This is a genomic window from Nitrospirota bacterium, assembly GCA_040752355.1.
GTDB lineage: Bacteria > Nitrospirota > Thermodesulfovibrionia > Thermodesulfovibrionales > Dissulfurispiraceae > JBFMCP01.
Window position 1 is genome coordinate 1 of sequence record JBFMHE010000028.1, and the last position, 24852, is coordinate 24852.

Annotated in this window: 20 protein-coding genes, 1 tRNA gene and 1 rRNA gene; 11 read left to right on the forward strand and 11 right to left on the reverse strand. The window is 57.3% G+C overall.

What is annotated here, in order from left to right; translation table 11 throughout:
• The 3 genes from AB1805_15740 to mnmG form a co-directional block, all read right to left on the reverse strand.
• Nucleotides 1–123: ribosomal RNA gene (locus AB1805_15740) — 16S ribosomal RNA — on the reverse strand; the annotation flags it as partial.
• Between the two features lie 470 nt (nucleotides 124–593).
• Nucleotides 594–1241 carry a 16S rRNA (guanine(527)-N(7))-methyltransferase RsmG gene (gene rsmG / locus AB1805_15745; protein ID MEW5746883.1) on the reverse strand — a complete coding sequence of 216 codons (648 nt, stop codon included), beginning with the start codon at nucleotides 1239–1241 and terminating at the stop codon, nucleotides 594–596.
• On the reverse strand, nucleotides 1217–3100 hold the full coding sequence (gene mnmG / locus AB1805_15750) for a tRNA uridine-5-carboxymethylaminomethyl(34) synthesis enzyme MnmG (protein MEW5746884.1): 1884 nt from the start codon (nucleotides 3098–3100) through the stop codon (nucleotides 1217–1219). The genes rsmG and mnmG overlap by 25 nt, the downstream gene beginning before the upstream one ends.
• 21 nt (nucleotides 3101–3121) lie before the next feature.
• On the opposite strand from mnmG, the gene AB1805_15755 reads away from it, so the two are divergent.
• Nucleotides 3122–4705: a sigma 54-interacting transcriptional regulator gene (locus AB1805_15755; GenBank protein ID MEW5746885.1), complete on the forward strand. Its 1584-nt coding sequence runs from the start codon at nucleotides 3122–3124 to the stop codon at nucleotides 4703–4705.
• Here AB1805_15755 and AB1805_15760 read toward each other — a convergent pair.
• From AB1805_15760 to selA, 7 genes are all read right to left on the reverse strand, one after another.
• Nucleotides 4667–5668, reverse strand: a complete 1002-nt coding sequence (locus AB1805_15760; protein MEW5746886.1) for a lysylphosphatidylglycerol synthase transmembrane domain-containing protein — start codon at nucleotides 5666–5668, stop codon at nucleotides 4667–4669. The two genes, AB1805_15755 and AB1805_15760, sit on opposite strands and share 39 nt — an antisense overlap.
• Nucleotides 5669–5698: 30 nt before the next feature.
• Entirely contained in the window at nucleotides 5699–6643 is a 945-nt protein-coding gene (locus AB1805_15765; GenBank protein MEW5746887.1) for a glycosyltransferase family 2 protein, read from the reverse strand.
• A gap of 9 nt (nucleotides 6644–6652) precedes the next feature.
• Nucleotides 6653–8737 (reverse strand): glycosyltransferase family 39 protein, encoded by a 2085-nt coding sequence (locus tag AB1805_15770; GenBank protein MEW5746888.1) that lies wholly within the window; start codon nucleotides 8735–8737, stop codon nucleotides 6653–6655.
• Between the two features lie 324 nt (nucleotides 8738–9061).
• The gene (locus tag AB1805_15775) at nucleotides 9062–9490 is read right to left on the reverse strand and encodes an FKBP-type peptidyl-prolyl cis-trans isomerase (protein MEW5746889.1); all 429 of its coding nucleotides are present in this window, start codon (nucleotides 9488–9490) and stop codon (nucleotides 9062–9064) included.
• A 112-nt stretch (nucleotides 9491–9602) separates the two neighbouring features.
• Complete coding sequence (locus AB1805_15780; GenBank protein ID MEW5746890.1) at nucleotides 9603–10136, reverse strand: ferritin family protein; 534 nt, start codon at nucleotides 10134–10136, stop codon at nucleotides 9603–9605.
• 742 nt (nucleotides 10137–10878) lie between these two features.
• On the reverse strand, nucleotides 10879–11916 hold the full coding sequence (locus AB1805_15785) for a deoxyguanosinetriphosphate triphosphohydrolase (GenBank protein MEW5746891.1): 1038 nt from the start codon (nucleotides 11914–11916) through the stop codon (nucleotides 10879–10881).
• Nucleotides 11917–12007: 91 nt separating this feature from the next.
• A complete protein-coding gene (gene selA / locus AB1805_15790; protein ID MEW5746892.1) occupies nucleotides 12008–13408 on the reverse strand; it encodes an L-seryl-tRNA(Sec) selenium transferase in 1401 nt (466 codons plus the stop codon).
• A 225-nt stretch (nucleotides 13409–13633) separates the two neighbouring features.
• Between selA and AB1805_15795 the strand changes: the two genes are divergently transcribed.
• From AB1805_15795 to amrA, 10 genes are all read left to right on the forward strand, one after another.
• Complete coding sequence (locus AB1805_15795; GenBank protein MEW5746893.1) at nucleotides 13634–14773, forward strand: alanine--glyoxylate aminotransferase family protein; 1140 nt, start codon at nucleotides 13634–13636, stop codon at nucleotides 14771–14773.
• A 146-nt stretch (nucleotides 14774–14919) separates the two neighbouring features.
• Nucleotides 14920–16497: a phosphoglycerate dehydrogenase gene (gene serA / locus AB1805_15800; protein ID MEW5746894.1), complete on the forward strand. Its 1578-nt coding sequence runs from the start codon at nucleotides 14920–14922 to the stop codon at nucleotides 16495–16497.
• A 93-nt stretch (nucleotides 16498–16590) separates the two neighbouring features.
• Nucleotides 16591–17877 (forward strand): adenylosuccinate synthase, encoded by a 1287-nt coding sequence (locus tag AB1805_15805; protein MEW5746895.1) that lies wholly within the window; start codon nucleotides 16591–16593, stop codon nucleotides 17875–17877.
• A gap of 105 nt (nucleotides 17878–17982) precedes the next feature.
• A complete protein-coding gene (locus AB1805_15810) occupies nucleotides 17983–18714 on the forward strand; it encodes a ComF family protein (GenBank protein MEW5746896.1) in 732 nt (243 codons plus the stop codon).
• 148 nt (nucleotides 18715–18862) lie between these two features.
• Nucleotides 18863–18947, forward strand: a tRNA-Leu gene (locus AB1805_15815).
• Nucleotides 18948–19048: 101 nt separating this feature from the next.
• Nucleotides 19049–20311: a CBS domain-containing protein gene (locus AB1805_15820; GenBank protein ID MEW5746897.1), complete on the forward strand. Its 1263-nt coding sequence runs from the start codon at nucleotides 19049–19051 to the stop codon at nucleotides 20309–20311.
• Complete coding sequence (locus AB1805_15825) at nucleotides 20308–21558, forward strand: Nramp family divalent metal transporter (protein MEW5746898.1); 1251 nt, start codon at nucleotides 20308–20310, stop codon at nucleotides 21556–21558. The genes AB1805_15820 and AB1805_15825 overlap by 4 nt, the downstream gene beginning before the upstream one ends.
• Entirely contained in the window at nucleotides 21558–22622 is a 1065-nt protein-coding gene (mtnA, locus tag AB1805_15830; protein ID MEW5746899.1) for an S-methyl-5-thioribose-1-phosphate isomerase, read from the forward strand. The genes AB1805_15825 and mtnA overlap by 1 nt, the downstream gene beginning before the upstream one ends.
• Before the next feature lie 48 nt (nucleotides 22623–22670).
• The gene (locus AB1805_15835) at nucleotides 22671–23648 is read left to right on the forward strand and encodes a polyprenyl synthetase family protein (GenBank protein ID MEW5746900.1); all 978 of its coding nucleotides are present in this window, start codon (nucleotides 22671–22673) and stop codon (nucleotides 23646–23648) included.
• Between the two features lie 4 nt (nucleotides 23649–23652).
• On the forward strand, nucleotides 23653–24186 hold the full coding sequence (gene amrA / locus AB1805_15840; protein ID MEW5746901.1) for an AmmeMemoRadiSam system protein A: 534 nt from the start codon (nucleotides 23653–23655) through the stop codon (nucleotides 24184–24186).
• 87 nt (nucleotides 24187–24273) lie between these two features.
• Here amrA and moaC read toward each other — a convergent pair whose 3' ends face one another.
• Nucleotides 24274–24747, reverse strand: a complete 474-nt coding sequence (gene moaC, locus AB1805_15845; protein MEW5746902.1) for a cyclic pyranopterin monophosphate synthase MoaC — start codon at nucleotides 24745–24747, stop codon at nucleotides 24274–24276.
• Between the last annotated feature and the right edge of the window lie 105 nt (nucleotides 24748–24852).

Sequence of the window (24852 nt, forward strand, 5' to 3'; positions counted from 1 at the left end):
CCAAACTCGGAATTTGCCACTTGTACCTTGGAATCTCCAGTGCGAAGCACTGGTCCGTTCGACTTGCATGTGTTAAGCACGCCGCCAGCGTTCGTTCTGAGCCAGGATCAAACTCTCATAAGTTTTCCTGACAAACTCAAATTCACTGACAGAATCTACCTTTAGTTTTCAAAGAACAAAAAGCTCCTCGTGCCCGGGACTCTTTTTTTGCGAAAAAATCATAACAACTTTCGCCTGAATCCAAGACATGATAGAGATAAACAAGAGAATTTGTAAGACTCAAAGAACGGCTATGTGTTTACTATAGCAAATGATGCCCGCTCTGTCAACTGCCCGCAAGGCTTGCTCACTCAGCAATATCCCTTACTGTTATCGGCACAGCGTACATCTTCTTCATCTCTATCCGAGGATAACTAAATCAAAGAGCGAATATCTAATATAACACAACAAAAGATTCCTGTCAACACCAAGAAATACTATATATTACAATTAGTTGTTTGAGTGAAAGGGGAGGGAACCATCGACTATCGGAGATCGTCGCGACGTTCTCTTGAAAGGCCTTACCTCATCGAGTGCAAGGTAAATTCAACGACTTAGTGAGCTGGAGAGGCAGGCGTATGCCTTTCGCTGACCTTCACCAGGTTTCGCACAAGCGAGGTGAACGGCAGCGGGACGGTCTTGACCTCGTAATGAAGCGAAGGAGAAAGGCCCTTTGTCTCCTCATCGAGCTTCGGCCCCTTGCTGAGCAGGAAGAAACCATCACGGTTGAGGAGATGTCCTGCTTTTTTTATAAGCTCTTCTATGCTGAAGAGCGCTCTCGTAAGGATAATATCGAAGGAACGGTCCTGCACATCCTCGATTCTGGATTCAATGATCTCCAGCGAGGAGAGACCGAGCGTCCTCCTCAGGTGTTTCAGGAAGGCGCACTTCTTCCTCGACGGCTCAACAAGGGTGATTGCGAGCTCCGGCCTGACAATGGCGAGCGGGATGCCGGGGAATCCTGCGCCACTGCCGACATCGCAGATGCTCTTTTCCTCCTCTATGAACGTGAGGTAAAGAAGAGAATCGAAGAAGTGTTTAATTATGATGTCCCTCTCGCTCTCCAGCGCCGTGAGATTATAGGCGCGATTCCACTTTTTGAGCTCACGTAAATAGGTGATGAAAGCTGCTATGACGCTGTCGGAGTGAGCAACACCCAGCTGAAGGAAGCCTTTTCTCAGGAGTTCCTGGCTTGTTTCCAATACCGCTCCACTGCAACGAGCAATATGGCGACTGCTGCGGGGGTGATCCCCGGTATCCTGCTCGCCTGGCCTATTGTTTCGGGCTGAATCGTCTGGAGCTTCTCGATAACCTCGCTCGATAGCCCGGCAACTGCGCTGAAGCTGAAGCCCTCGGGTATCCTCTTCACCTCGAACTTGCTCTGCTTCTCCGCCAGCTCCAGCTGCTTCTGGATATAGCCCTCATACTTGATGGTGATCTCCACAAGGGATTCGACCTCGGGAGGGAGCTCCGCAGGGGCAGGAGCAAAGCTTCTGATCACGGGGTAACGGACTTCCGGTCTCTTGAGGAGCTTATCGAGCGCCGTATCCTCTCCCAGTGCGGAGGTGCCGAGAGCGGAGAGGGCTCCATTGAGCTCAGGCGACGGCTTGAGGCGCTCTCTCCTCAGCCGGGCGATCTCCTTCTCCATGGACATCTTTTTGGCCAGGAACCGCTCATACGCCTCATCGGTAACGAGGCCGATCCGGCGCCCCTTGTCGATAAGTCTGAAATCCGCGTTGTCGTGCCGCAGCAGCAAACGGTATTCGGCGCGGGAGGTGAACATGCGATAGGGCTCGCTCGTTCCCTTGGTGACGAGATCGTCGATAAGGACGCCGATGTACGCCTCATTACGCCCCAGGACGAGCGGCGGCATCCCCTTCAGCTTGAGCGCTGCATTGACCCCTGCCATCAATCCCTGGGCAGCGGCCTCCTCATACCCGGACGTGCCGTTTATCTGTCCTCCCAGAAACAGTCCCTCTATCCCTTTGACCTCGAGACTATGCTTCAGCTGGGTGGGGAAAGCGAAGTCATACTCGATCGCGTAGGCAGTCCGCATGATCTCTGCATGCTCGAGCCCCTCGATGCTCCTGACGAGCCTTACCTGTACATCATAAGGCAGGCTGGTCGAAATGCCGTTGGCATAGTATTCCGTGGTCTCGAGCCCTTCGGGCTCGAGGAAGACCTGGTGCCGCTCCTTTTCGGAGAACCGCACTACTTTATCCTCAATCGAAGGACAGTAGCGCGGGCCGACGCCCTTGATCCTTCCTCCATAGAGAGGCGACCTGTCGAGGCTGCCCCTGATGATTTCGTGCGTCTGCCGATTGGTGTACGTAATATAACAGGGCAACTGCGGATTGGTGATCTTTTCCGTTGCATAGGAGAAGGGGGGAGGGGGCTCGTCGCCCCATTGGGGCGCCGTCTTCGAGAAGTCGATGCTCCGCGCATCGATACGCGGCGGTGTGCCGGTCTTGAGCCTCCCCAGCTGCAGCCCCAATGCCCTCAATGAATCGGAGAGGCCGACAGAAGGGAATTCACCGGCCCTGCCGGCCTGAAAGCTCTCGAGGCCTATGTGTATCAGGCCCTTCAGGAATGTGCCGGTGGTCACGACAACCGCTCTCGCGCCGTAGAATACGCCGAGCGTCGTTATGACACCGTTCACCACGCCCTCTTCTGCCACGATCTTCTCGACCATTCCCTGCTTTATGGCGAGATTCTTCTGGTGCTCGAGGGCGTGCCGCATGTGCGACCGATAAAGAGCCCTGTCTGCCTGGGCGCGCAGCGACCGGACTGCCGGGCCTTTCGAAAGGTTCAGCATTCTGAACTGGATTCCCGATTTATCGGCGATCTTCGCCATCTCGCCGCCGAGCGCATCGATCTCGCGAACGAGATGCCCTTTGGCAAGACCGCCTATGGCCGGATTGCAGGAGAGCTGCGCAATGGTGTCGAGGTTTATGGTGAAAAGACAGGTCTGCAGGCCCAGACGTGCGGCAGCGAGGGCTGCCTCACATCCGGCATGACCGGCGCCGATCACCACGATGTCGTAATCTTGCTCTTTATACATCAATCCATTATTATACCACTGATGAATGCACCGGTTTACGAACATACCGTGATTGCGCTGAGATCCATAATACACAACGAAAACGAGCCGCTCCAGAATATCTCTCACCTGCTGAAGTACGATCCCGGGCTCTATTTCTCCCTGCTCAAGTACATCAACTCCTCGGATAAGCGCAACGATATCACCTCGATCTCCCAGGCGATCACCCTTATAGGCGCCGAGGGAGCCGAACGCTTCATTCTCCAGCAGCAGGACGCGTTCCTGGATGAGCGGTATCACCTGCTGTGGTGTTATGCTGTCCTGGCTGGGGAGACCGCTGCGCTCATCAATGAGCGGGTGGACCTTGCTGACGAGGACGAGGCGTTCTTCGCCGGGTTGCTGCCGTCCATCGGGATGCTCCTCATGCTCGAGGCCCGATCGAGCTATAGTAAAATACTCGAGCTCCTCCTCAAGGTTCCCCTGGAGCATAGGGTATTCATCGAAGCGGGACTTTACAAAAGCACCCTCATCGCCCAACTCGACAGGAACCTGAGCGCACCGAAGGTCTACCGCGATATCGCCGACCTCATGGCTGCGGTATTTTCAGAGGAAGGAAGACGCAGGAACCATCTCGAGCACCCTGCAAAGCTCTCCATTGCATATAAGTCCTTCCAGCTGTTCAGACTCCTCGACGCCGCCGATACCGCAGCCCGAGCGCTCCTGTTTCCTGCGGTCGTCGAGGCGCAGGAGAAGTTCAGGGAGCTCTGCAAGCGCTACTTCAGAATACCCGAGAACGAGATCGAAGAGCTTATGGCTGACGTAATGGAGCGGTTCGAAGCAGTCTGCCAGGAGCTCAACGTCGGAGAGCTCCCCGAACGGTTCTTCGGGAGTGCGGAGAGCTATGTCTCACCGGGCATCACCTTTCTGACGAAGTCGGAGTCGCTGAAAAGGGTGCTCGATGAGGCCTACGCAGCTGCTCGCGAGGACAAGAATATCTTCATTTACGGCGAGAGCAGCGTGGGGAAACGGCTCCTCTCCGTAGCCCTGCACCGGCATGCCGACAACCCCCGCCAGACGAAGCCCTTCCTCGCCATTCATTGCAGCACGCTCGACAGCGAAACCTTCGAGATGGAGCTCTTCGGAGCCAAAGGGGGATTCCTCGGCTTCGAAAAACATAAAGGCGCTCTCGAACTGGCGAACGGCGGGATCATTCTCCTGAAAGATATCGACGCCCTCCCCCCGATGCTCCAGGACAGGCTTGCCGATATCCTGACCAACGACGAGTTCTACAAGATAGGAGAGACCCACCCGGCCTCCTTTGATATCAAATTCATCGTTACCTCGAGAGTGGATATCGTTAGGGAAACCAGGGAGGGGAGATTTTCCGAGAGGCTGCTCACCGCGATCAATCCGGTGAGCATACCTATCCCTCCCTTGCGGGAGCGTCGGGAAGATATTGAGTTTATCGCGGATTCCATCATAGAGAAATACAATCTCAACCTGACCGACAAGGCGCTGCGCCTCGGCCTGCACGAATACTACGATGCACACGCCTTTCCCGATAACCTGAGGGACCTGAAGCGGCTGCTATTCTTCCTTTCCGCCAAGCACAGTCTTAAACCGTAGATACTCGAACAATCCCCATAGGCCTGCAACAAACACCGAGGAGAACCAGACGAGCGAGAGGGTGAACGACCTTTCAGGCGGCACGCCGATCCCTCCCAGGAGAAAGACAAAGGCGCCCTCACGCAGCCCTATCCCGGAGATCGAGACTGGAATCATCGAGAAGACGATGATGATCGGTAAAAAGACGAGGAGGGACAGGAATGAGATATTCAAAGAGAGGCCTTTCGCCAGGACATACACGGCGATGATCCCCAGGAGCTGGAGCGCTACGGAGTAGAGTAAGGCGGTAACGAGCGTGTCGCGCCTTATTGTATGCGTATGAAAGTACTGGTATGCTCTCTGGAGGAACTGTACCTGCCGTCCCCAGCTGAACTTGAATATAACGATAGTGGCGGCGATGAAGAGGATCAGAAGAGAGGGGATGGCCCAGAGCACCGGCACGCTCGACGACGCGCTCTCGAGGAGGGATATCCCGAACGGGAAGACCGTCATGCCTATAAGCAGAAGAGCGCCGAATCCGATATACCTGTCCATGAATACCGACGCAACGGCGATGGTGAGCGGAGCCTCTATCGCCGGACACTGCCGATCACTCCCGCTCTTCTGCCTGCCGATCATCTCCCGGCTCAGATAGTAGGCCTTAACCGCATCTCCCCCGATCCCGCCGGGGAGGTAGGTATTGAAAAACGAGCCGATCATGTACATGCTGAAGAGCCTCCTCGTGCCGACCGTGCAGGGCACGAGAAGCTTCCACCGGAGCGTGGAGAGATATGCGGCGAGGAGATACAGGGCGACCGCTCCCAAAAAAGAGAGGGGATTCAGAAGCCGTACATTGCCGAGAATCGCGGAGCCGCCGATGCGCGAGATCAGCAGGTAGAGGAGGGTCGAGCTGATAAAAAGCTTGAGAAGCAGCAGTGCATATCGCCTTATTCCCGGAGAGCCTTTCGGCGCAGCATCGCTCATGAGCTCATCGCCGTTCACGGGCTGCCGACGCTACCGGCCGGGGCCGAGGATCTTTTTTATCGCGTAGATCGGCTTTTTCTGGCTCTCGTGGTAGACCCGCACCAGCATCTCGCCCAGAAGCCCCATGCCGACGAACTGCACTCCGACGATGATAAGCAGCACGCCGAGGAGGAGGAGCGGCCTGCCGCCGATATTGACGCCCCTGAAGAGCTTGTCGAGAGAGAGGTAGAGGGAGATGGCGAACCCCGAGATGCCGAACAAGACACCCATAGGGCCGAAGAACTGCATCGGCTTTGTCGAAAAGCTCTGGAGGAACTTTACCGTTATCAGGTCCAGCAGCACCTTCATCGTGCGCGAAATGCCGTACTTCGATTTCCCGCGGAGCCGGGGATGGTGGGTCGTCTCTATCTCGGAGATGCGCACCCCGTACCAGCTGGCGACTGCGGGTATGAAACGGTGCATCTCGCCGTAGAGCCGCAGGTTCTTCACCACCTCCCGCCGATATGCCTTGAGAGAGCAGCCGTAGTCGTGGAGCCTGACGCCGGTTACCCTGCTGATGAGCCAGTTGGCGAGCATCGAGGGCAACCGCCTGCTCAGGAACGGGTCTTTTCGCTTCTTTCGCCAGCCGCTCACCAGATCGTACTCTTTTATGGCTTCGAGAAGCCGGGGGATATCCGCAGGGTCATTCTGGAGATCGCCGTCTATGGTCACGACGATATCGCCCCGCGCGAAGTCGAATCCCGCGGCAAACGCTGCAGTCTGTCCGAAGTTCCTCCTCAGGCTGAGGACGAGAATATTCTTGTTGCGCCGCTGTATCTCTTCGAGGAGCGGCAGGGTTCTGTCGTTGCTGCCGTCATCGACATAGATTATCTCGTAGTCCGCGCCGTATGCATCGAGGACCTCCTTCAGCCGCGCATTCAGAATCTCCACATTCTCCTCTTCATTATAGAGGGGAACGACAACGGACACATCCATGCTTCTCTCCTAGTAGCGTTCGGGTTGTTTTGTCGCAAGCGCTCCGAAATTATAACAGATAAAGAGAGAATATTCTCTCAGGAGCGTCTCTCGTTCATACACCCGGAAGAGCCGCCTCTCCGTGCGCTCGCAGGCTGCGGCAACCTCGGGCGGGACATCGCCGCTCCCTATCTTCACGAAAATGGCATCGAGAGATTGCAGCGTGCCCCCGGGGTTTCCCTGTCGCGCTGCCGCTGCAGCGCTGTTGATACCAGGCCAGAGATCGTACTGGTTCATTCTCCTGCCCAGGTTGATCGCGTAGGTCTTCGGCTGTCCCTTCACGTAGAAGGCGAGCTCGCTCGCCACCTGATAGCTGTCCGAGAAGATGAGCACCTCTCCCTCCCGGCCGAGCGCCTCCTTGATGCTCCCGACCTCTCTCCCGAGCTCCTCCCAGCCGCGCAGGCGCGAGCTCGGGTCCATTTTCGGCGGCAGCTTGAGAAGAGAGGGATAATGGCTTACCGCAGTGAGGAGCAGCGCAAAGCCGACAGCAAAGAGCGAAAGGTACCTGGCACGGGGGCACTGCCGCACCCGGCTTCTGAAGAAATATACGATGAAGGCGACGACGCCCGTTATATAGCCGGTCATCGCCCAGTTCGCCTGTACTTTCCCCTGCAGGCTCTTTAATAGAAAGAACGAAATAATAGGAATCGAGAAATAAAAAAGAACCTTTGACCGGAGATCATTGATGGTATATTTCAGCCTGAAGAGAGCGTACAGCATCATTCCGAAGAGCGCCGGCGTGACGACCCCTATCTGCGAGCCGAGGAACTCGGAGAAGCTCTTGAAGGAGAGAGCAAGCCCCTTCGCTATATGCGCCTGGCCGGCAGTATGCTTCATGGTTACCCAGCCATGCTGCACATTCCACAGGAGTACGGGGCTGAAGACGAGCAGACTCACGATAAGCGCCCCATAGGGTTTCGGCGATTTCAAGAGCGAGCGCTTATCGGAGAGCAGCAGAAGAAGAAAGGCGGAGAGTAAAAAGAATGCCATGGTGTATTTGGTGAGGAGCCCCAGTCCTGCGGCGACCCCCACCGCAAGCCAGTCCCTCCAGCGGCCTTCTCCAGGCGCAGCGACCGCTTTGTAAAAGAGATAGAGGGAAAGGATCCAGAAGAAAAGAAAGGGAGCATCTATGGAAAAGATCACGCCGAAGGGAGCGAAGAGGGGAATCCCCTGGAACAGGAGCGCTGCCATGGCCCCGAGGTCTTTTCCCAGCCGCTGCTGCCCGACACTGCCCGGGCCGACAGTAGAATCGTTCTTTTCATGGTACATCAGGGCGACAAGCTTATAGAGATAAACGCTGCTCAGCGCGGAAAAGATGACCGCCATGATGCGAATACCGAAAACCGTGTCCCCGAAGAGCGCCGTGCCGAGATAGATGAGATAGGCGATCATGGGGCCTTTGGAGTAGTAACTCAGATCGAGTCTGCGGGACCACTCCCAGTAGTGTGCCTCATCGGGACTCAGGTCGAGCGGACCATGGAGGATATAGTAGATACGGAAGATGCTGAGAGCTACCAGCCCCCCAAAGAGGACGGTCGTGTAGGGTTTTGTCCGGTAACGATTGCGGCAGAACGAGAAGAACGCTATGAGCACAAGGGAGAGGGAGGTCCCGAATAGAGCGCCTGCAACTACATCCGAGGGATAGTGGACACCGACGTAGACCCGCGAAAAGGCGATAAGGCCGGCGAGGACGAGCGGGTAGATCGCCCATGCAGGAGGTATCTTTCTCCACGTAAAGTAAAAGAGGGATACGGCAGCCGCAAAGGAGTTTATCGCGTGGTTCGAGGGCATCGAAAAGGACCCGCCCTTGCCGACGAGCACTCGTGCATCATCGAAGACCAGAAAGGGCCGCGGCCTCATGATAATTTTTTTTATCTCGCCGCCCAACCAGTCGCTGACGAGAAAAGCGAAAAGGGCGATCACGACGGCCCAGAGTAAATGCGCGCGGGAAATCGCTGCTGGGTCGCTGCCGCTCCGTCCCGGCGACGTTTTCCAGAGGAGATATCCCAGGTAGGGGAGGAGCAAGAGGTAGCCCCTTGCCGTTATAAAGGGCATTACAGCATCGAACAAGGGATTTGCAATTCCCTGATTTACCAGCAAGAAAATCCTGCTATCACTACTCAAGAAATCCACGGCCTCACTCGCCTCTGCTCGGTTTCATGTCCGGATATGTTACCACAGGGTAACTGTTTTAAGTTTTTCGTGAAATGCCCTGACCTGCCTGCCGCTGCGCTGCCGGGAAGCTGGAATGGAAATAAAAATATTTATATAATAAAAACAATATCTTGCGTCCTTGATCACATCGAGAGCAGCCCCGGGATGTCCGGCACAGGGAAGCCTCCCGGCGAAATGAACCGCACTTGAAGAGAAGTCTGCAGACTACAGGATATCTGCTACGGTCGTCTCGAAGATGAGCGCCTTCCCTGCGAGCGGATGGTTGCAGTCCATGGTATAGGTTTTTTCCGATATGCCGACGATCTTCGCCATGACCGGCATGCCATCAGCCCGGTAGAGCTGGAGCGGGTCACCGATCTCGAGATTATAGTCGAGCGGAATCTTCGCCCGTTCGAGCTCGAAGACCTTTTCCTTTACATACGGACCGTAGGCCAGCTCTGCCGGAATGACGATCACCTTCGTCTCACCCTCGGCCATGCCGATGACACCTTCTTCGAGGCCGGGAATCAGCTCGCCCTCCCCTACCGTGAACTCCAGAGGGTGGCCCTCCCGCGAAGCGTCAAAGACAGAGCCGTCTTCGAGCGTACCGGTGTAATAAATTCTTATAGTATCGCCCTTCTTTACTGTAGCCATCGTTTCTCCTTAACCTTTCTCTTTAGTATAATTGGTCACCGCTTCTTTTTGTCATTGTCTCAGTAATGTTCCACGTGGAACACTACCGGCAAGTCTCAGAGGCTAGGGGATATCACTTCCTCTCGAGCAGATCGCCATCGACACGGATATGGTCTGCCTCGATCTCGGAGAGGGCGGTGAATACTCTCTTCACCCGCGGCTCCGCTGCCTCCTGGGCAGCACGGGCATAGAACGCCGAGGCGAACTGCTCCTTGTCCCGGGCAATCCTCAGGTTCTCTCTATCGCTCTCGGTGGCGACCTCTTTCCCCGGCTCCGGCTTCGGCGCCTCGCACTTAAGTATCTTCTTCACCGCCGAAGCGTGCTCATTCTCAACCTTGGACAGATACTTGAATATCCCCTGGAGCTCGACATCCTTTGTCTTCGCCATCGCATCCCGGTAAAAGGCCGCATTGTTAACCTCGAGCTGGAGGGTCTGCTCGAGATTCTTACGGGATATGTCCGAAAGCGCCGTAATGCTCGTATTCTCATCCATCCATTCAGCACTCGGGACGAGATAATCGGCATGAGCACCGCAGAAGGGACAATTCGAGGGCTTCTCCTCTCCCATGTAAGGATCGCCACAGATCAGGCATCGATAGAAATTCATTATGCGTCCTCCCGGCAACGATGAAATAACGACCTCTTTATCTTACCATGAAAGCCCCCGATTACCTACTCTTCTGCACCCTCCCCCGCCAGCCTGCTTCACCGGAAGATGATGATCCAGCGGTGCTATAACTGAATTACGTGGTCAATCTATCAGGTGGTAACTATCTCCATAATATTTTAAAAAGAACTCTTGACAAAGTCAGTGCAAGAGTATAGGCTACAAGCAAGGTGGTTGCCTAGCGACGAAAGCCCGGCGTAGCAACCTGTAGGTCTCAGGAAGTTAAGTCGTAAGGTGTATAGCTTAAGATGTTGTACCGGTAGTGTCGTAAGAAGTAAATCTCATGACTTAAAAACTCCAGGAGGTTTGGTGCAAGCAGTACCGGGCAAAACGAGCAGGCGCCACCTTTCTATTTTGTTCACGTAGTGTTCAAAAGCAGTTAGTTCCTTCCTAATACTCCTCGCCACGCAGTCTGCTAAAATTCCGTGCAGTACAGGCAGTAACACGTCTTCTTCCGCTGTCATTGCGAGCGGAGCGCGGCAGAAGAAAGTGGCACTGGTTGAAGGCATGAATCCTGAATAAAAGGACCTCTCTGAAGACCTGAGGAAAAGGCGAGATTGCCGCCGTCGCTCCGCTTCTCGCAATGACAACCCTCTAATGCTACGGCAAGGCACAGCCGTTAGAGCCCACCCCTGCGCCCCTCCCGAGAGGAATCCCCCCAAGTTGTTCCACGTGGAACACGCTAAATCACCGTCCACTGCTGGGGGAGGAAGAGCCGGTCGTAGGTCATGAGGGCGAAGCTGTCGGTCATGCCGGCGATGAAGTCGCAGACCATCTTATTCCGATCCAGCTCCTTCTCGGGCGGGACATCCTTTGCGACTTCGTCGGAATGCTCCAGGTAGTACTCGTAAAGCGCTTTCAGGATGCCTTTCGCCTTGTTGAGCTCCCGTTGTATCGTTTCGCTTTCGTAGACATGCTCGAAGAGGAAGTCCCGGAGGCGATACATGGTGCTCGAAAGCTCCTCGCTGATGCCGATATGCCCGTGGCTGGCCGCAACCGTGGTCCTGATGGCATCGCGCACCATGGTGTCGATGCGCTTTGCATACGACTCGCCGAGGACCTTGCTGATCTCCTTCGGGACATCGGCCTTCTTGAGAACTCCTGCCCTGATGGCGTCGTCGAGGTCGTGGCTGAGGTAGGCGATGACATCCGACAGGCGCACCACCATGCCCTCGAGCGTCGCCGGCCGGTCCTTGGGATTCTCCGAGATAATGAGGCCCTTGCCTTTTGAATGCTTGGCAATACCGTCGCGGACTTCGTGGGTGAGGTTCAGGCCCTGCCCCTTGCTTTCGAGAAAATCGACGACCCTGAGACTCTGCAGGTAATGATCGAAGCCGCCGGGGTGTATCTCGTTGAGCAGCGCCTCCCCAGCATGGCCGAAGGGGGTATGGCCCAGATCGTGGCCGAGGGCTATCGCCTCGACGAGGTCCTCGTTCAGCCGCAGCGCCCGCGCAATCGTCCGGGCTATCTGGGAGACCTCGAGCACATGGGTGAGGCGGGTCCTGTAGTGGTCGCCCCTGGGTGCAAGGAATACCTGGGTTTTATGCTTCAGGCGGCGGAAGGCTTTTGAGTGTATGATCCTGTCGCGGTCTCTCTGGAAGCAGGTCCTGAGGTCGTCCTCGCGCTCGTGCTTCGCCCTCCCCTTGCTCCGGGCGCTCAAGCAGGCCCTGGGATGGAGTATAGTCCGCTCTATTTCCTCTGTCTGCTCGCGTATGTTCATAAATACCGTGAAGCGTAATGCGTAACGCGTGATGAGAGCAAAATATAAAAAGCCTGGAAACGTGCTTACAAGCCGAGCAATCAGAAGGCGCCTATATCAATGCAGCTCTCAGCCCTTTTATCAAATCCGGAATCTCACGCTCCCTGATCGTCCTCGCATCGAGGAGCAGCGCATCCTCCTTGATCCGGGCGATGATGGGCGGCTTGCCGAGACGGAGCCGCTCTTCGAGTTTGTTCACCGATATCCTTTCCGGCCGTACTGCAACGGCAAAGGTCTCGAACTCTATTTCGGGCAAGGCGCCGCCGCCTGATTGGGAGGAGTCGCTGATTACGGCTGCCGTCGCCAGGTCTTCGGCGCCGCCGAGCGCCTTCTTGAGCCTGGCCGCAATCCTCTTTGCCCTCGCCTGTATTGCGCCGGGGTCCTGCAGCAGCATCTGGAGTGTGGGGATTTCTCTCTTTGCCGTATCCTCATCAAGGTACTTCATGAGCACCGCCTCGAAGGCCGACAGGGTCAGCTTATCTATTCTCACAGCCCGCATAAGGGGATATTTAGCAATAATATCAATAAGTCCTCTCCTGCCGACGATCACGCCGCCCTGTGGCCCGCCCAGGAGCTTGTCGCCGCTGAAGCTGACGATATCGGCGCCCGCCTTTATCACCTCCTGGACCGTCGGCTCGATAGTTATGCCGTAAGGTTTCAGGTCCACGAGACAGCCGCTGCCGAGATCGAACATTACCGGGATACCATGCTTCCTCCCGAGAGTGACCAGCTCATCAATCTCGACCTCCTTGGTGAAGCCGATAATCCGGAAATTGGAGCGGTGTATTTTCAGGAGCATCCCGGTATTTCCGGTGATCGCATTCTCGTAATCGCGGAGGTGAGTCTTGTTCGTTGTCCCCACTTCGACCAGGGTGGCGCCGCTCGCGCTCATGACATCGGGCACTCTGAAGGAGCCGCCTATCTCGACGAGCTCTCCCCGGGAAACGATCACTTCCTTTCCCCGGGAGAGCGCGGAGAGGCTCACAAACACCGCAGCGGCATTATTGTTGACGATGAGACTGCTCTCCGCGCCGGTGATGTCATTCAGGAGCCGTTGCACATGAGAGTATCGCTTTCCTCTTTTCCCCTCTTCGATCTCGTACTCGAGATTGGAGTAGCCGCAGGCGATGCGCTTCACATTCTCGAGGACATCCTCCGGGAGCACGGACCTGCCGAGGTTGGTGTGCATGACGATGCCGGTTGCGTTAATCACCGGCTGCAGGCTGAAGGCAGAGAGCTTTTCGACATGGCTCTGGATATCGGCGAGCATCTCTTCGAGGGTGAATTCTTTCAGATCCCCTTTGAGGATCGCCTGCCGGTAGTCATCGATGGTCTCGCGTATAGCCTGGAGAAGGTAACGCCGGGGAAAGGTCCCCTGCCATGCCGCGCCCCGCGGTGACTTGAGCAGTTCATCGACAGACGGCAGTGATGACAGGAGCTGTTTTGTGCTCATAGCGGTCTCTTCTCCCTCGTGCTGCTGTGCGGTATCATTGTCCGACTGCCGGGGCGAGCACCGGCGCAGCACTATTTTACTCTTTTGTACAAAGGCTTTTCAAAGGCAATACGTTTATATTATTATACATGCTCGGCTTTGTTCCGTCTTTCTTTAATGTACTGAGATATTTTGAAATATCCAGGTGCTGTCGTAGACGTCAAATCAATTTTTGTGGAGGGTTGCATGCTGAAGCGCTATCTTTTGGCCCCTGGGCCGACGCCGGTTCCGCCGGAAGTGTTACTCTCGATGGCGATGCCGATGATACACCACCGGGCGCCGGACTTCCTGCCCATTCTCGATTCGGCCAAAAAGGGATTGCAGTGGCTGTTCCAGACAAAGAACGACGTGCTTATCCTCACCTCTACCGGTACGGGAGGCATGGTCGGCTCGGTGAACAATTTTTTCAACCCCGGAGAGAAGGTCCTCGTCGTTAACGGCGGAAAGTTCGGCGAGCGCTGGACGAAGATAGCGCAGGCCTACGGCCTCAAGGTGGAAGAGATCGTCGTGGAGTGGGGTTACTCCATTAAGCCCGAGGCAGTCGAGGCGGCATTGAAGAAGGATCCCGAGATCAAGGGCGTCTTTGTTCAGGCTACCGAGACTTCGACCGGCGTTTACCATGACATCGAGGGCCTCGGCAAGGTCATCAGGAAATTCGAGAATACCCTCTTCATCGTCGATGCCATCAGCGCGCTCGTTGCGCAGGACCTGAGGACCGACGAGTGGGGCATCGATATAATGGTAGGCGGCTCGCAGAAGGGGCTGATGCTGCCGCCGGGGCTCGCCTTCGTGAGCGTGAGCGATAAGGCATGGAAGAAGAACGAGGCGTCGAAGATGCCGCGCTTCTATTTCAACTTCAAGAAGGAGCGCGAAAACCTCGCCAAGAACCAGACGCTCTTCACCTCGGCGGTGACGCTCATCATCGGTCTCAACGAGGCGATCAAGATCCTCCAGAAAGAGGGGCTCGAAAATGTCTTCAAGCGCCACGCACGCCTCGCCAATGCGACGAGAGAGGCGGTCAAGGCGATGGGGCTCGGCCTCTACTCGAAAGAGTCGCCGAGCAACTCGGTGACCGCGATCGAGGCCCCTGCCGGAGTCGACGGCCAGGCGATCTATAAAATGCTGCGGGAGAAATACGGCATTACCGGCGCAGGCGGCCAGGATAAGGCGAAGGGCAAGATCTTCAGGCTCGCCCACCTCGGCTATGCCGATACCTTCGATGTGATCACCGGCATCGCGGCCCTCGAGATGGTGCTGAAAGAGCTGGGCTACAATGTGAAGCTCGGCACCGGTGTGGCAAAAGCGCAAGAATTGCTGATGCAATAAAGACAAGCAAGAGGTGAGAGCTAAGAAGTAGGAAGTAAAGGCAAAAGGAAATTCTTTTACTCTCACTTCTCACTTCCTGTTTCTTGCTTGTTGTGCTATTCCGCTCACTCCAACATGAGGAGCTAATAACGAAGGAGGTAGTAGGCATGAAGGTTCTTGTAAGCGACAACATCTCATCGAACGGTGTCGAGATTCTCAGGAAGGCGGGGCTCGATGTAGACGTCAAGACAGGCCTCAAGCCCGATGAATTGAAGTCCATCATCGGAGAGTACCATGCGCTCATCGTGCGCAGCGCCACAAAAGCGACCGCGGATATCATCGAGGCGGCGCACAACCTGAGGGTCATCGGCCGCGCGGGCTCCGGACTCGACAATGTCGATAAGGTCGCGGCATCGAAACGGGGCATCGTGGTGATGAACACGCCGGGCGGCAATACCATCACTACTGCAGAGCACGCGATTGCCATGATGTTCGCGGTCGCGAGGAAGATCCCCCAGGCCAATGCCTCCATGGCACAAGGATTATGGGAGAAGAAGAAGTTCATGGGCACCGAGCTTTACAACAAGGTCCTCGGCGTTATCGGGCTCGGCAACATCGGCGGCGAAGTGGCGCGGAGGGCGCAGGGACTCGGCATGCAGGTCATCGCCTTTGACCCCTTCCTCAGCGAAGAAAAGGCGCGCACCATGGGGATCGAAAAGGTGGAGGTCGCCGAGCTCATAAAGCGTGCGGAATTCATAACCGTGCATACGCCGCTCACCAACGAGACGAAGGGCCTCATCCGGGCGGAGACCATAAAGACGATGAGAGACGGGGTCTACATTATCAATTGCGCCCGCGGCGGCATCATCAATGAGAAGGACCTCTACGAAGCCCTCGAGAGCGGCAAGGTCGCCGGCGCTGCCCTGGACGTCTTCGAAAAGGAGCCGCCGGAAAACAACCCGCTCGTCGGCCACGACAAGGTGGTGTGCACGCCGCACCTCGGCGCTTCGACGCAGGAGGCGCAGGAGAATGTGGCGATCGCGGTTGCCGAGCAGATCGTCGATTATCTTGTGCACGGGACCATCAGGAATGCGGTCAACTTTCCCTCGATCCCTGCAGACCAGGTCGCTGTTCTCCAGCCCTACATTACGCTGGCCGAGAAGATCGGCGGTTTCGCCTCGCAGATATTCGATGAAGGCATTACGGAGGTGACGCTCGAGTATCGCGGGGAGGCGACGACCCTCAACTCCTCCCCCATTACGATCGCCGCGCTGAAGGGGCTCCTCGATCCGATCCTTCTCGAGACGGTGAATTTCGTCAATGCGCCGTTCATCGCCAAGGAGAGGGGAATAGAGGTCAAGGAGACGAAGAGCAGGGACGCCGGCAATTACCAGAGCCTGATCGTCATGAAGGTGAAGTCTCCCCGGAAAGAGATACAGGTGCACGGCACTCTCTTCAGCAAAGAGGACCCGCGGATCGTCAAGATAGACAACTTCATCGTGGAGATCGTCCCCGAGGGCAACATGCTGCTCATGTACAACAACGACAAACCCGGGGTGATCGGCAACATAGGGATGACGCTCGGCAAGAACACTATCAATATCGCCAGGATGCACTTCGGACGGGAGAGTGCAGGCGGGCGGGCGATCTCGGTCGTCAATATCGATTCGGCGGTCTCGGACGAGATATTACGGGAGATAAAGAGCCTTCCGAATATCGTCGACGTCAAAGTCATAACGTTGTAAAGGGCGATACGCAGGGGCAACGAGCCGCGGCCGCAGTGCCGCGCCTCGTTGCCCGTTTCTGGTGTCTGATTACGAACACGAGCGAGGTATGGTATGTCTACAGTGGTGATAGTCGGCGCCCAATGGGGCGATGAAGGGAAAGGCAAGGTCGTCGATGTGCTCACCGAGAAGGCCGATGTGGTCGCACGGTATCAGGGCGGTAACAACGCCGGGCACACCGTTGTCATAAAGAACGAGAAGTACATCCTCCATCTCATTCCCTCGGGGATCCTGCACAAAGGGAAAAAGTGCCTTATCGGCAACGGCGTGGTGATCGATCCCGCGGCGCTCATCGCGGAGATGGACGGGCTCCGGGAAAAGGGCATCAAGGTAGAGCGAAACCTCGTGATCTCGAAGAACGCCCATCTCATTATGCCTTACCACACCGCCCTGGAGCGGGAGCACGAGAACAGGAAGGGCAACCAGAAGATCGGCACCACGGGAAGGGGCATCGGGCCGTCCTATACGGACAAGATCGCCCGCCACGGCATCAGGGTGATGGACCTGATGACGCCTGCGCTCTTCAAAGAGAAGCTGACGGCGAATCTTGCGGGGGTGAATTTTCTGCTCGAGAACATGTTCAAGGCAGCGCCCCTCACCGCTGAAGAGATCTACCGGCAGTACATGGGCTATGCAGAGCGCTTTGCGGGCATGGTGGCGGATACCGACATCCTCGTCAACGATGCGATCGAAGCAGGGAAGAATGTCCTCTTCGAGGGAGCGCAGGGCACCCTGCTCGATATCGATCACGGGACGTATCCGTTCGTCACCTCGTCGAGCACCATAGCCGGCGGCGCCTGCACCGGGCTCGGCGTGGGCCCGACCAGGATCGACAGGGTCCTCGGCATCGTCAAGGCCTACACCACGAGGGTCGGCTCGGGGCCGTTCCCGACAGAGCTGAATGACGAGCTCGGCGAGCACATCAGACAGAAAGGCGGAGAGTTCGGGGCCACCACGGGCAGGGCGCGGCGGTGCGGCTGGCTCGATATGCTGGTGCTCAAGCATGCCAAGCGCATCAACGGGCTGACCGGCATCGCCCTGACGAAACTCGACATCCTCGACGGCTTCGAGACGATCAAGATCTGCGTCGGGTACAAGCATGAGGGGAAGGTCTACGAGGAGTTCCCCAAGGAGGCCGAGGTCCTTTACCGCTGCGAACCGGTGTACGAGGAGGTGAGCGGCTGGAAAGAGAGCACCCTCGGCATCCGGGCGTTCGACAAGCTCCCGGCAAATGCAAAAAAATATATAAAGACCATAGAAAAGATGCTCACGGTGAAGGTGCAGATCATCTCTACCGGCCAGAAGCGGAACGAGATCATCGTGCTGAAAGATCAATTCTGAAAAACAGGAGCCGGAATTCAGGAGTCAGAGCTCGGAGGACTGAAATCATTGCTTTCATACCGGCTCCTGACTCCTGAATTCCGGATTCCTCTCCCCTGGCAAGAAATGCTCTCGACGCTGCTCAATGTCCTCTTTCCCTCCCATTGCCCCGTCTGCGACACGCAATCGGACAGCCATGAGCACAATCCCTTCTGTACGGCGTGCTGGAACGGCATCGAGCGGTATACGGGTCCGGCGTGCCGCTGCTGCGGCATCCCGACCGTCTCCCGGCAGACCACGCACTGCGAATCCTGCACCGAGGATGCGCCGCCCTTTGCCCGGATACTCTACTACGGCATTTACGAGGGGGCCCTCAAGGAGGCGGTGCACCTCCTCAAATTCGGCGGACTGCGAAGACTCTCAGGCCCGTTGGGGAGCCTGCTTGCTGCTGCGTACGATGCTCCCTTCATTCCCTCCGAAGGGGATGAGCGCTGCGTTGAAGGAATTATCCCGGTCCCCCTATCGCCCGCCAGGCTCAGGGAGCGGGAGTTCAACCAGACCGCCCTGCTCTCCTCCACGCTCTCGAAGCGCCTCGGGATACCGCTGTTCCTCGACGTGCTCGCAAAGAGCAGGGAGGTCCCGCCCCAGACAGAGGTCCGCGGCAGAGAGCGGCTGAAGAACATAAAGAACGCCTTTACGGTGACCGGGGATGTCACTGGCAAACGGGTGCTGCTCGTGGACGATGTGATCACCACGGGGGCTACGGTGCGCGAGTGCGCGAAGGTGCTGCGAAAGTCCGGCGCCGAGAGTGTCACCGTAGTCGCCCTGGCCCGCTCCCTGCCGAAGCATGTCACCTGAGGAGAACACTGCTCGGCGGCCACCTCCTTGAAAATGCATTCCTTTAATTGGTATAGTAAAAGACGTTAGCGCGTCAGGGGCGATCACTCCTTTCCCTCGAACCGATTGCCTTCTATCGATAGCGCGTTGCGGACCACGGATGTAGAACGCCGAAGTGGTGGAACTGGTAGACACGCACGTTTGAGGGGCGTGTGGGGCAACCTGTGCGGGTTCGAGTCCCGCCTTCGGCACCATTCTTTCCTTCTTGACGGCCCCTGTTCGTCATGACTTTTTCCCGGCGTACTCCTCCCCAACGGCCTAAAAGTCTGCCGATTTAAGGTATACTAATCGGGTTATGCCGCTCTTCGGTGAGTTATTCCTCAGTGATGTGATCAAGCAGTCCGTCTTCGATCCGAAAGGCGAGATCATGGGACGGCTGAGGGATACTATTGTCATCAAGGGAGACCCGCTCCCCAAAGTGGCGGCGCTCATCGTGGAACGGAAAAAGGAGCTCTACCGCATCGAATGGGAGAGCATGAACATCTTCAATAGGAGGATCATCTCGACCTATCTCGATATGGATTCGGTAAAGCCCTACGAGCGGAGCGAAGAGGATCTCCTGGCTGTGCGCGATATCCTCGATAAGCAGATCGTGGATGCGAACGGCGCCAAGGTGGTGCGGGTCAACGATATCAAGCTCGAAGGGTACGAGGGCGATGCCGTACTGGTTGCGGTCGATGTGGGCATGAGGGGCATCATGCGACGCCTCGGCGTAGAGCACGGGAGCGAGGAGTTCCTGCGCCTGTTCGGGACCTCTTTGCCGTACAATCTTATCAGCTGGAACTACCTCCAGCCGCTCAAGCCCAAGCTGAAGACGATCTCGCTCACGGTCCCGCGCCAGATGGTCTCCGAGCTCCACCCCGCCGACATCGCCGAGATCATAAGCCAGGTTTCGCGGGAAGAGGGGACCCATCTCTTCAGGGACCTCGATATCGAGACCGCTGCAGAGGCGCTGTCCGAGCTGAAGCCCGAGATGCAGGCCGAGATCATAACCGCCATGGAGCCCGGAAAGGCCGCGGACATTATCGAGGAGATGCCGCCCGACGAAGCAGCCGACGTCCTGAGCGATCTCCCGACCGAGAAGGCGAAGGAGATCCTGGAGCACATAGAGAGAGAAGAGGCGGAAGATATCCAGGAGCTCCTCGGGCACGAAGAAGATACCGCGGGCGGCATCATGACGAATGAGTTCATCGCCTACCCGCCCGACGCGTCGATTGCCGAGGCCTTCGAGCGATTTAAAAAGGATGGCGAAGAGATCGAGTCCGCCTATTATATTTACATCATCGATGAAGAAGAAAAGCTCATCGGGGTGACCTCGCTCAGGGAGATGCTCCTCGCCGAGCCGACGACCCGGCTTTCCGAGATCATGGAGACGAAGCTCAAGACCGTGACACCCGATACGGATGAGATGGTGGCTGCCGAGATCATCTCGAAGTACAATCTTTTCGCCCTGCCGGTGGTCGACAGCGAAGGCTTCATGCTCGGCATCATCGCTACCGACGATATCATCGACAGGATACTTCCTCCTGCTGCGAAGCGCAAAAGGAGGAGGGTGTGACGCGGTGGAGGCGGCTCATCCTCTTCTTTGCGGTGATGGGGCCGGGCATCATCACCGCGAACATCGATAACGACGCCAGCGGCATCACGACCTATTCCGTTGCCGGCGCCCGCTTCGGCTATGGGCTGCTCTGGACCCTGATCCCGACCACGGTAGCCCTGGTCGTCATACAGGAGATGGTGGCGCGCATGGGCGCGGTCACGGGCAAGGGGCTTTCCGATCTCATCCGCGAGCACTACGGGATCAAGATCGCCTTTTACATGATGCTCGGGCTGCTCATCGCGAACCTGGGGACCACCGTCGCCAACCTCGCCGGATGGGCCGCGAGCATGGAGATCCTCGGCTTCAGCAAGTATATAATGATTCCCGTCGGGGCGCTCTCCATCTGGATCCTGGTTACGAAGGGGAGCTACCGCGCGGTCGAACGGTTTCTCCTGATCGCCTGTCTCCTGTATTTCGGCTATGTGATCTCCGGGCTCATGGCGAGGCCGGAGTGGGGACCGGTGCTCACGAGCACGCTGGTGCCGCAGCTTCGGTGGGATTCGGAGTATATCGTGCTGAGTATCGCCATCATCGGTACAACGATCACCCCGTGGATGCAGTTCTATCTCCAGTCGTCCATAGCCGAGAAGGGGATCAAGAAGGAGGATTACGCCGCCTCCCGGCTGGATGTCGTCATCGGGTGCCTCATTACCGACATCATCAGCTTCTTTATTATCGTCACTTGCGGGACGCTGCTCTTTCCCCACGGAATACGGATCAATGAGGCTGCCGAGGCTGCTGCTGCGTTGAAGCCGCTCGCCGGAGAGTACGCTTCGCTCATCTTCGCGCTCAGCCTCGCCAATGCCTCGCTCCTCGGCGCGATTATCGTCCCCCTCGCGACCGCCTACTACATCTGTGAGGCGATGGGGTGGGAGGCGGGGATCAACAAGACCTTCAAAGAGGCGCCTCAGTTCATGTGGATCTATACGCTCACGATTGCGCTGGCATCCCTCGCGGTATTGCTGCCGGGCGCGCCGCTCGTCTCCCTCATGGTGCTCTCGTCGGTTATCAACGGGCTGGTCCTGCCGTTCGTTCTCATCTATGCAATCCTGCTGGTCAATAACGAGAAGCTGATGGGAGAGTATGTCAATCCCCGGAGCTATAATGCCATCGCCTGGGGTACGGTTATTGTCATCATCGGCCTTACCGCGTTTCTGGTGGTGACGGCCTTTTTCCCCATCGCCCCCATAGGAGGAAGCACGTAATGGTCAAGACGATAGAATGGAAGGACGGGAAGGTCGTCATGCTCGACCAGAGCAGACTTCCCCTCGAAGTGACGTATGTGGAGTGCGCCGACTACCAGAAGGTGGCCGAGGGCATCAAAAAGCTCTGGATACGCGGCGCGCCGGCCATAGGAATCGCCGCTGCCATGGGCATCGCCCTCGGAGCGCAGGACCTCAAGGCCGGGAGCGCGGACGACTTCCTCGAGCGGCTCGAGCCGGTCATGCAGGCGATTCTCGCCACGAGGCCGACAGCGGTGAATATCCGGTGGGCGGTAGAGCGCATCAGGAGGCTCCTCGCCGCGCACCGCGACGAACCGGTTGCGAAGCTCAAGCAGCTCCTCATCGACGAGAGCTGCAAGATCCTCGCCGAGGATATCGAGATCAATAAAACGATCGGCACATGGGGCGCCCAGTTCATCCGGGATGGCGATACCATACTGACCCACTGCAATGCCGGGAGCCTCGCCACCGGCGGCTACGGCACCGCAACGGCGCCCATGCTGGTCGCAAAAGAGCAGGGGAAAAGAATCCAGGTGATCGCCGACGAGACGCGGCCGGTCCTCCAGGGAGCGCGGCTCACCTCGTGGGAGCTGATGCAGGCAGGCATCCCGGTGACCCTGATAACGGATAACATGGCCGGCGCTCTCATGAAGCGGGGCATGATCGACCTCGCCATCGTGGGGACCGACCGCACCACGCGGAACGGCGATGTAGCGAACAAGATCGGCACCTATACGGTAGCGGTGCTCTGCAAGGAGCACGGCATACCGTTTTACGTGGCAGCGCCGCTGAGCAGTATCGACTTCACGATGGCCTCGGGGGACCTTATCCCGATAGAGGAGCGGGGTGCCGACGAGGTGACCACGGTATGGGGCCACCGAGTTGCGCCGGAGGGAGTAAATGTAATAAACTTAGCCTTTGATGTGACGCCGTCGACGTATGTGACGGCCCTCTTTACCGAAAAAGGCGCCTTCCGGCCCCATGACCTGAAGAGGCTCATGCGCGATACCGCCGATATCGAGGCCGTACGGCTGAAACCGTCATAGCGCTCATGCGGTGAGCACACGAGCGCTGTGTGCAATACATGGATAGGTATGAAGGCAAAAGATATTTTTTCCGACTATGCCGATGAGCTGAAAACCGTCGAGCAGCAGCTCATGGGCATCTTCAGCAGCAATGTATTCCTCATCCCGATGATCGGGAAGCACATCCTGAGCAGCGGCGGCAAGCGGATGCGTCCGCTCTTCCTTCTGCTCAGCGCCGACCTCTGCGGCTATAAAGAGACCAACCGGACCGTGCTGGCAGCGATCATCGAGGCGATCCATACCGCCTCGCTCCTCCATGACGATGTGATCGACGGCGCCGACACCAGGCGGGGCAGGCCTACCGCCCATGCGCTCTGGGGCAACCAGGTCGTGATCCTCGTCGGCGACTATCTTTACTCCAAATCGCTCAAGCTCGCGGTGGCGCAGAGGAAGCAGAAGATCATGGAGGCCCTGTCCGAGGCGACGACACGCATGACCGAAGGCGAGATACTCCAGCTCCATAAAACCGGCGATCCCGAGATAACCAGGGAGGAGTATTTCGAGATCATCGCTGCCAAGACCGGCGTACTCATCTCGGCCGCGTGCAGGATAGGCGCCATTCTCGCCGACCAGCCCGAGGAGCGGGAGATGGCCCTGGCCCGCTTCGGCATGAAGGCGGGGATCGCCTTCCAGCTTGCCGATGATGTGCTCGACTACGTTGCCAGGCAGCAGGACCTCGGGAAGAAGCTCGGCAAGGACCTGGAGGAGGGCAAGATCACGATGCCCTTGATCTACCTCCTCAAAAGAGCCGCTCCTGACGAACGGGAGGAGATACGCCAGATCGTCAAAACCAGAGGAGAGGGCCGGGAGGATTCTCTCAACAGGATACTCGAGCTCTTCTCGAAGTACCATGCCATCGACGAGTCGCTGAAAGCGGCGCAGTCGCTTGTCGATGAGGCGAAGGCCGAGCTCGACCTCTTTCCTGCATCGGTCAAGAAAGAGGAGCTCCTCGCGCTCGCCGAGTACGCGATGCAACGGAAGGAGTAACAGCGTGCATCCCTACGCAGCACTCGCCCGAAAGGCGGTCGAGGCGTTCGTCCTCTCGAGGGTTGTCCTTTCCGGCCCTGAGGACGTTTCCGGAGACGTGGCCGGAGAGCTGGCCGGGAGTATGGACCGGCGCGCCGGCGTCTTCGTCTGCCTGAAGCGGCACGGCGAGCTGCGGGGCTGCATCGGGACCTTCCTCCCTACCACGGAAAACGTCTGTAACGAGATCGTGAAAAACGCCATAGCCGCTGCTACGGAGGATCCGCGCTTCCCCCCGGTGCAGCGGCGTGAGCTCGACAGCCTGGAGTATTCGGTCGATATCCTCACCGAGCCCGAGCGGGTGAGCGGCCTCTCGCAGCTCGATCCCGGGCGCTACGGGGTTATTGTGGTCAAAGGAGCGAGGAAGGGGCTGCTGCTCCCTGATCTCGAAGGCGTCGATACGGTCGAGGAGCAGCTGCGGATCGCCAAGATGAAGGCGGGCATCGCCCCTTCCGACGATGATGTCGAGCTCTTCAGGTTCGCGGTGGAACGATACAAATAAAGACCGTAACGCGTGATGCGTAATCAGTAAAAGCTAAAAGGAATCTCAAGGAAATCCGTTTACCCGTTACCGATCACGCATTACGCGTCACGGCCTTTTGAATTCCCCGCTCTTCCCGCCGCGCTTCTCGAGGAGCATGATGCCGGAAATCACCATCTCGCGGTCGACTGCCTTGCACATATCGTAAATCGTCAGCGCGGCGATGCTCGCTGCGGTGAGGGCCTCCATCTCGACGCCGGTCTGGCCGGTGATCTTCACGGTCGACCGTATATCGATCCTGCTCGCCGCTTCGTCGATGCTGAAGTCGACCGTTACCGAGGAGATCGCGAGGGGATGGCACATGGGAATGAGGTCGGCGGTCCTCTTCGCTGCCATGATCCCTGCCACCCGGGCAACGCCGAGCACGTCTCCCTTCGATATCTGCCGGTCCCTGATGAGCCTGAGGGTCTCGGGCTTCATCGATATCGACCCCGCTGCCACCGCTTCACGCTGTGTGGACGGCTTCTCCGAGACATCGACCATCCGCGCCTTTCCTTCGTCATCGAAATGGGTGAGTTTCATTCAAAAAACCTTGCCTTTGCTGAATGGGATGGGCGTATGGCCCTCCTCCATTCTAATCGAAGTGACGGAGCCAAAACAATCCGGCAGGAGAGAGCGTGGTGCGGC

Bases quoted from the DNA above. Each gene is read 5' to 3' on its own strand.
- mnmG (MEW5746884.1), bottom strand. From the start codon at position 3,100: ATGTATAAAGAGCAAGATTACGACATCGTGGTGATCGGCGCCGGTCAT.
- AB1805_15755 (MEW5746885.1), top strand. From the start codon at position 3,122: ATGAATGCACCGGTTTACGAACATACCGTGATTGCGCTGAGATCCATA.
- AB1805_15760 (MEW5746886.1), bottom strand. From the start codon at position 5,668: ATGAGCGATGCTGCGCCGAAAGGCTCTCCGGGAATAAGGCGATATGCA.
- AB1805_15765 (MEW5746887.1), bottom strand. From the start codon at position 6,643: ATGGATGTGTCCGTTGTCGTTCCCCTCTATAATGAAGAGGAGAATGTG.
- AB1805_15770 (MEW5746888.1), bottom strand. From the start codon at position 8,737: ATGCCCTTTATAACGGCAAGGGGCTACCTCTTGCTCCTCCCCTACCTG.
- AB1805_15775 (MEW5746889.1), bottom strand. From the start codon at position 9,490: ATGGCTACAGTAAAGAAGGGCGATACTATAAGAATTTATTACACCGGT.
- AB1805_15780 (MEW5746890.1), bottom strand. From the start codon at position 10,136: ATGAATTTCTATCGATGCCTGATCTGTGGCGATCCTTACATGGGAGAG.
- AB1805_15785 (MEW5746891.1), bottom strand. From the start codon at position 11,916: ATGAACATACGCGAGCAGACAGAGGAAATAGAGCGGACTATACTCCAT.
- selA (MEW5746892.1), bottom strand. From the start codon at position 13,408: ATGAGCACAAAACAGCTCCTGTCATCACTGCCGTCTGTCGATGAACTG.
- AB1805_15795 (MEW5746893.1), top strand. From the start codon at position 13,634: ATGCTGAAGCGCTATCTTTTGGCCCCTGGGCCGACGCCGGTTCCGCCG.
- serA (MEW5746894.1), top strand. From the start codon at position 14,920: ATGAAGGTTCTTGTAAGCGACAACATCTCATCGAACGGTGTCGAGATT.
- AB1805_15805 (MEW5746895.1), top strand. From the start codon at position 16,591: ATGTCTACAGTGGTGATAGTCGGCGCCCAATGGGGCGATGAAGGGAAA.
- AB1805_15810 (MEW5746896.1), top strand. From the start codon at position 17,983: ATGCTCTCGACGCTGCTCAATGTCCTCTTTCCCTCCCATTGCCCCGTC.
- AB1805_15820 (MEW5746897.1), top strand. From the start codon at position 19,049: ATGCCGCTCTTCGGTGAGTTATTCCTCAGTGATGTGATCAAGCAGTCC.
- mtnA (MEW5746899.1), top strand. From the start codon at position 21,558: ATGGTCAAGACGATAGAATGGAAGGACGGGAAGGTCGTCATGCTCGAC.
- AB1805_15835 (MEW5746900.1), top strand. From the start codon at position 22,671: ATGAAGGCAAAAGATATTTTTTCCGACTATGCCGATGAGCTGAAAACC.
- moaC (MEW5746902.1), bottom strand. From the start codon at position 24,747: ATGAAACTCACCCATTTCGATGACGAAGGAAAGGCGCGGATGGTCGAT.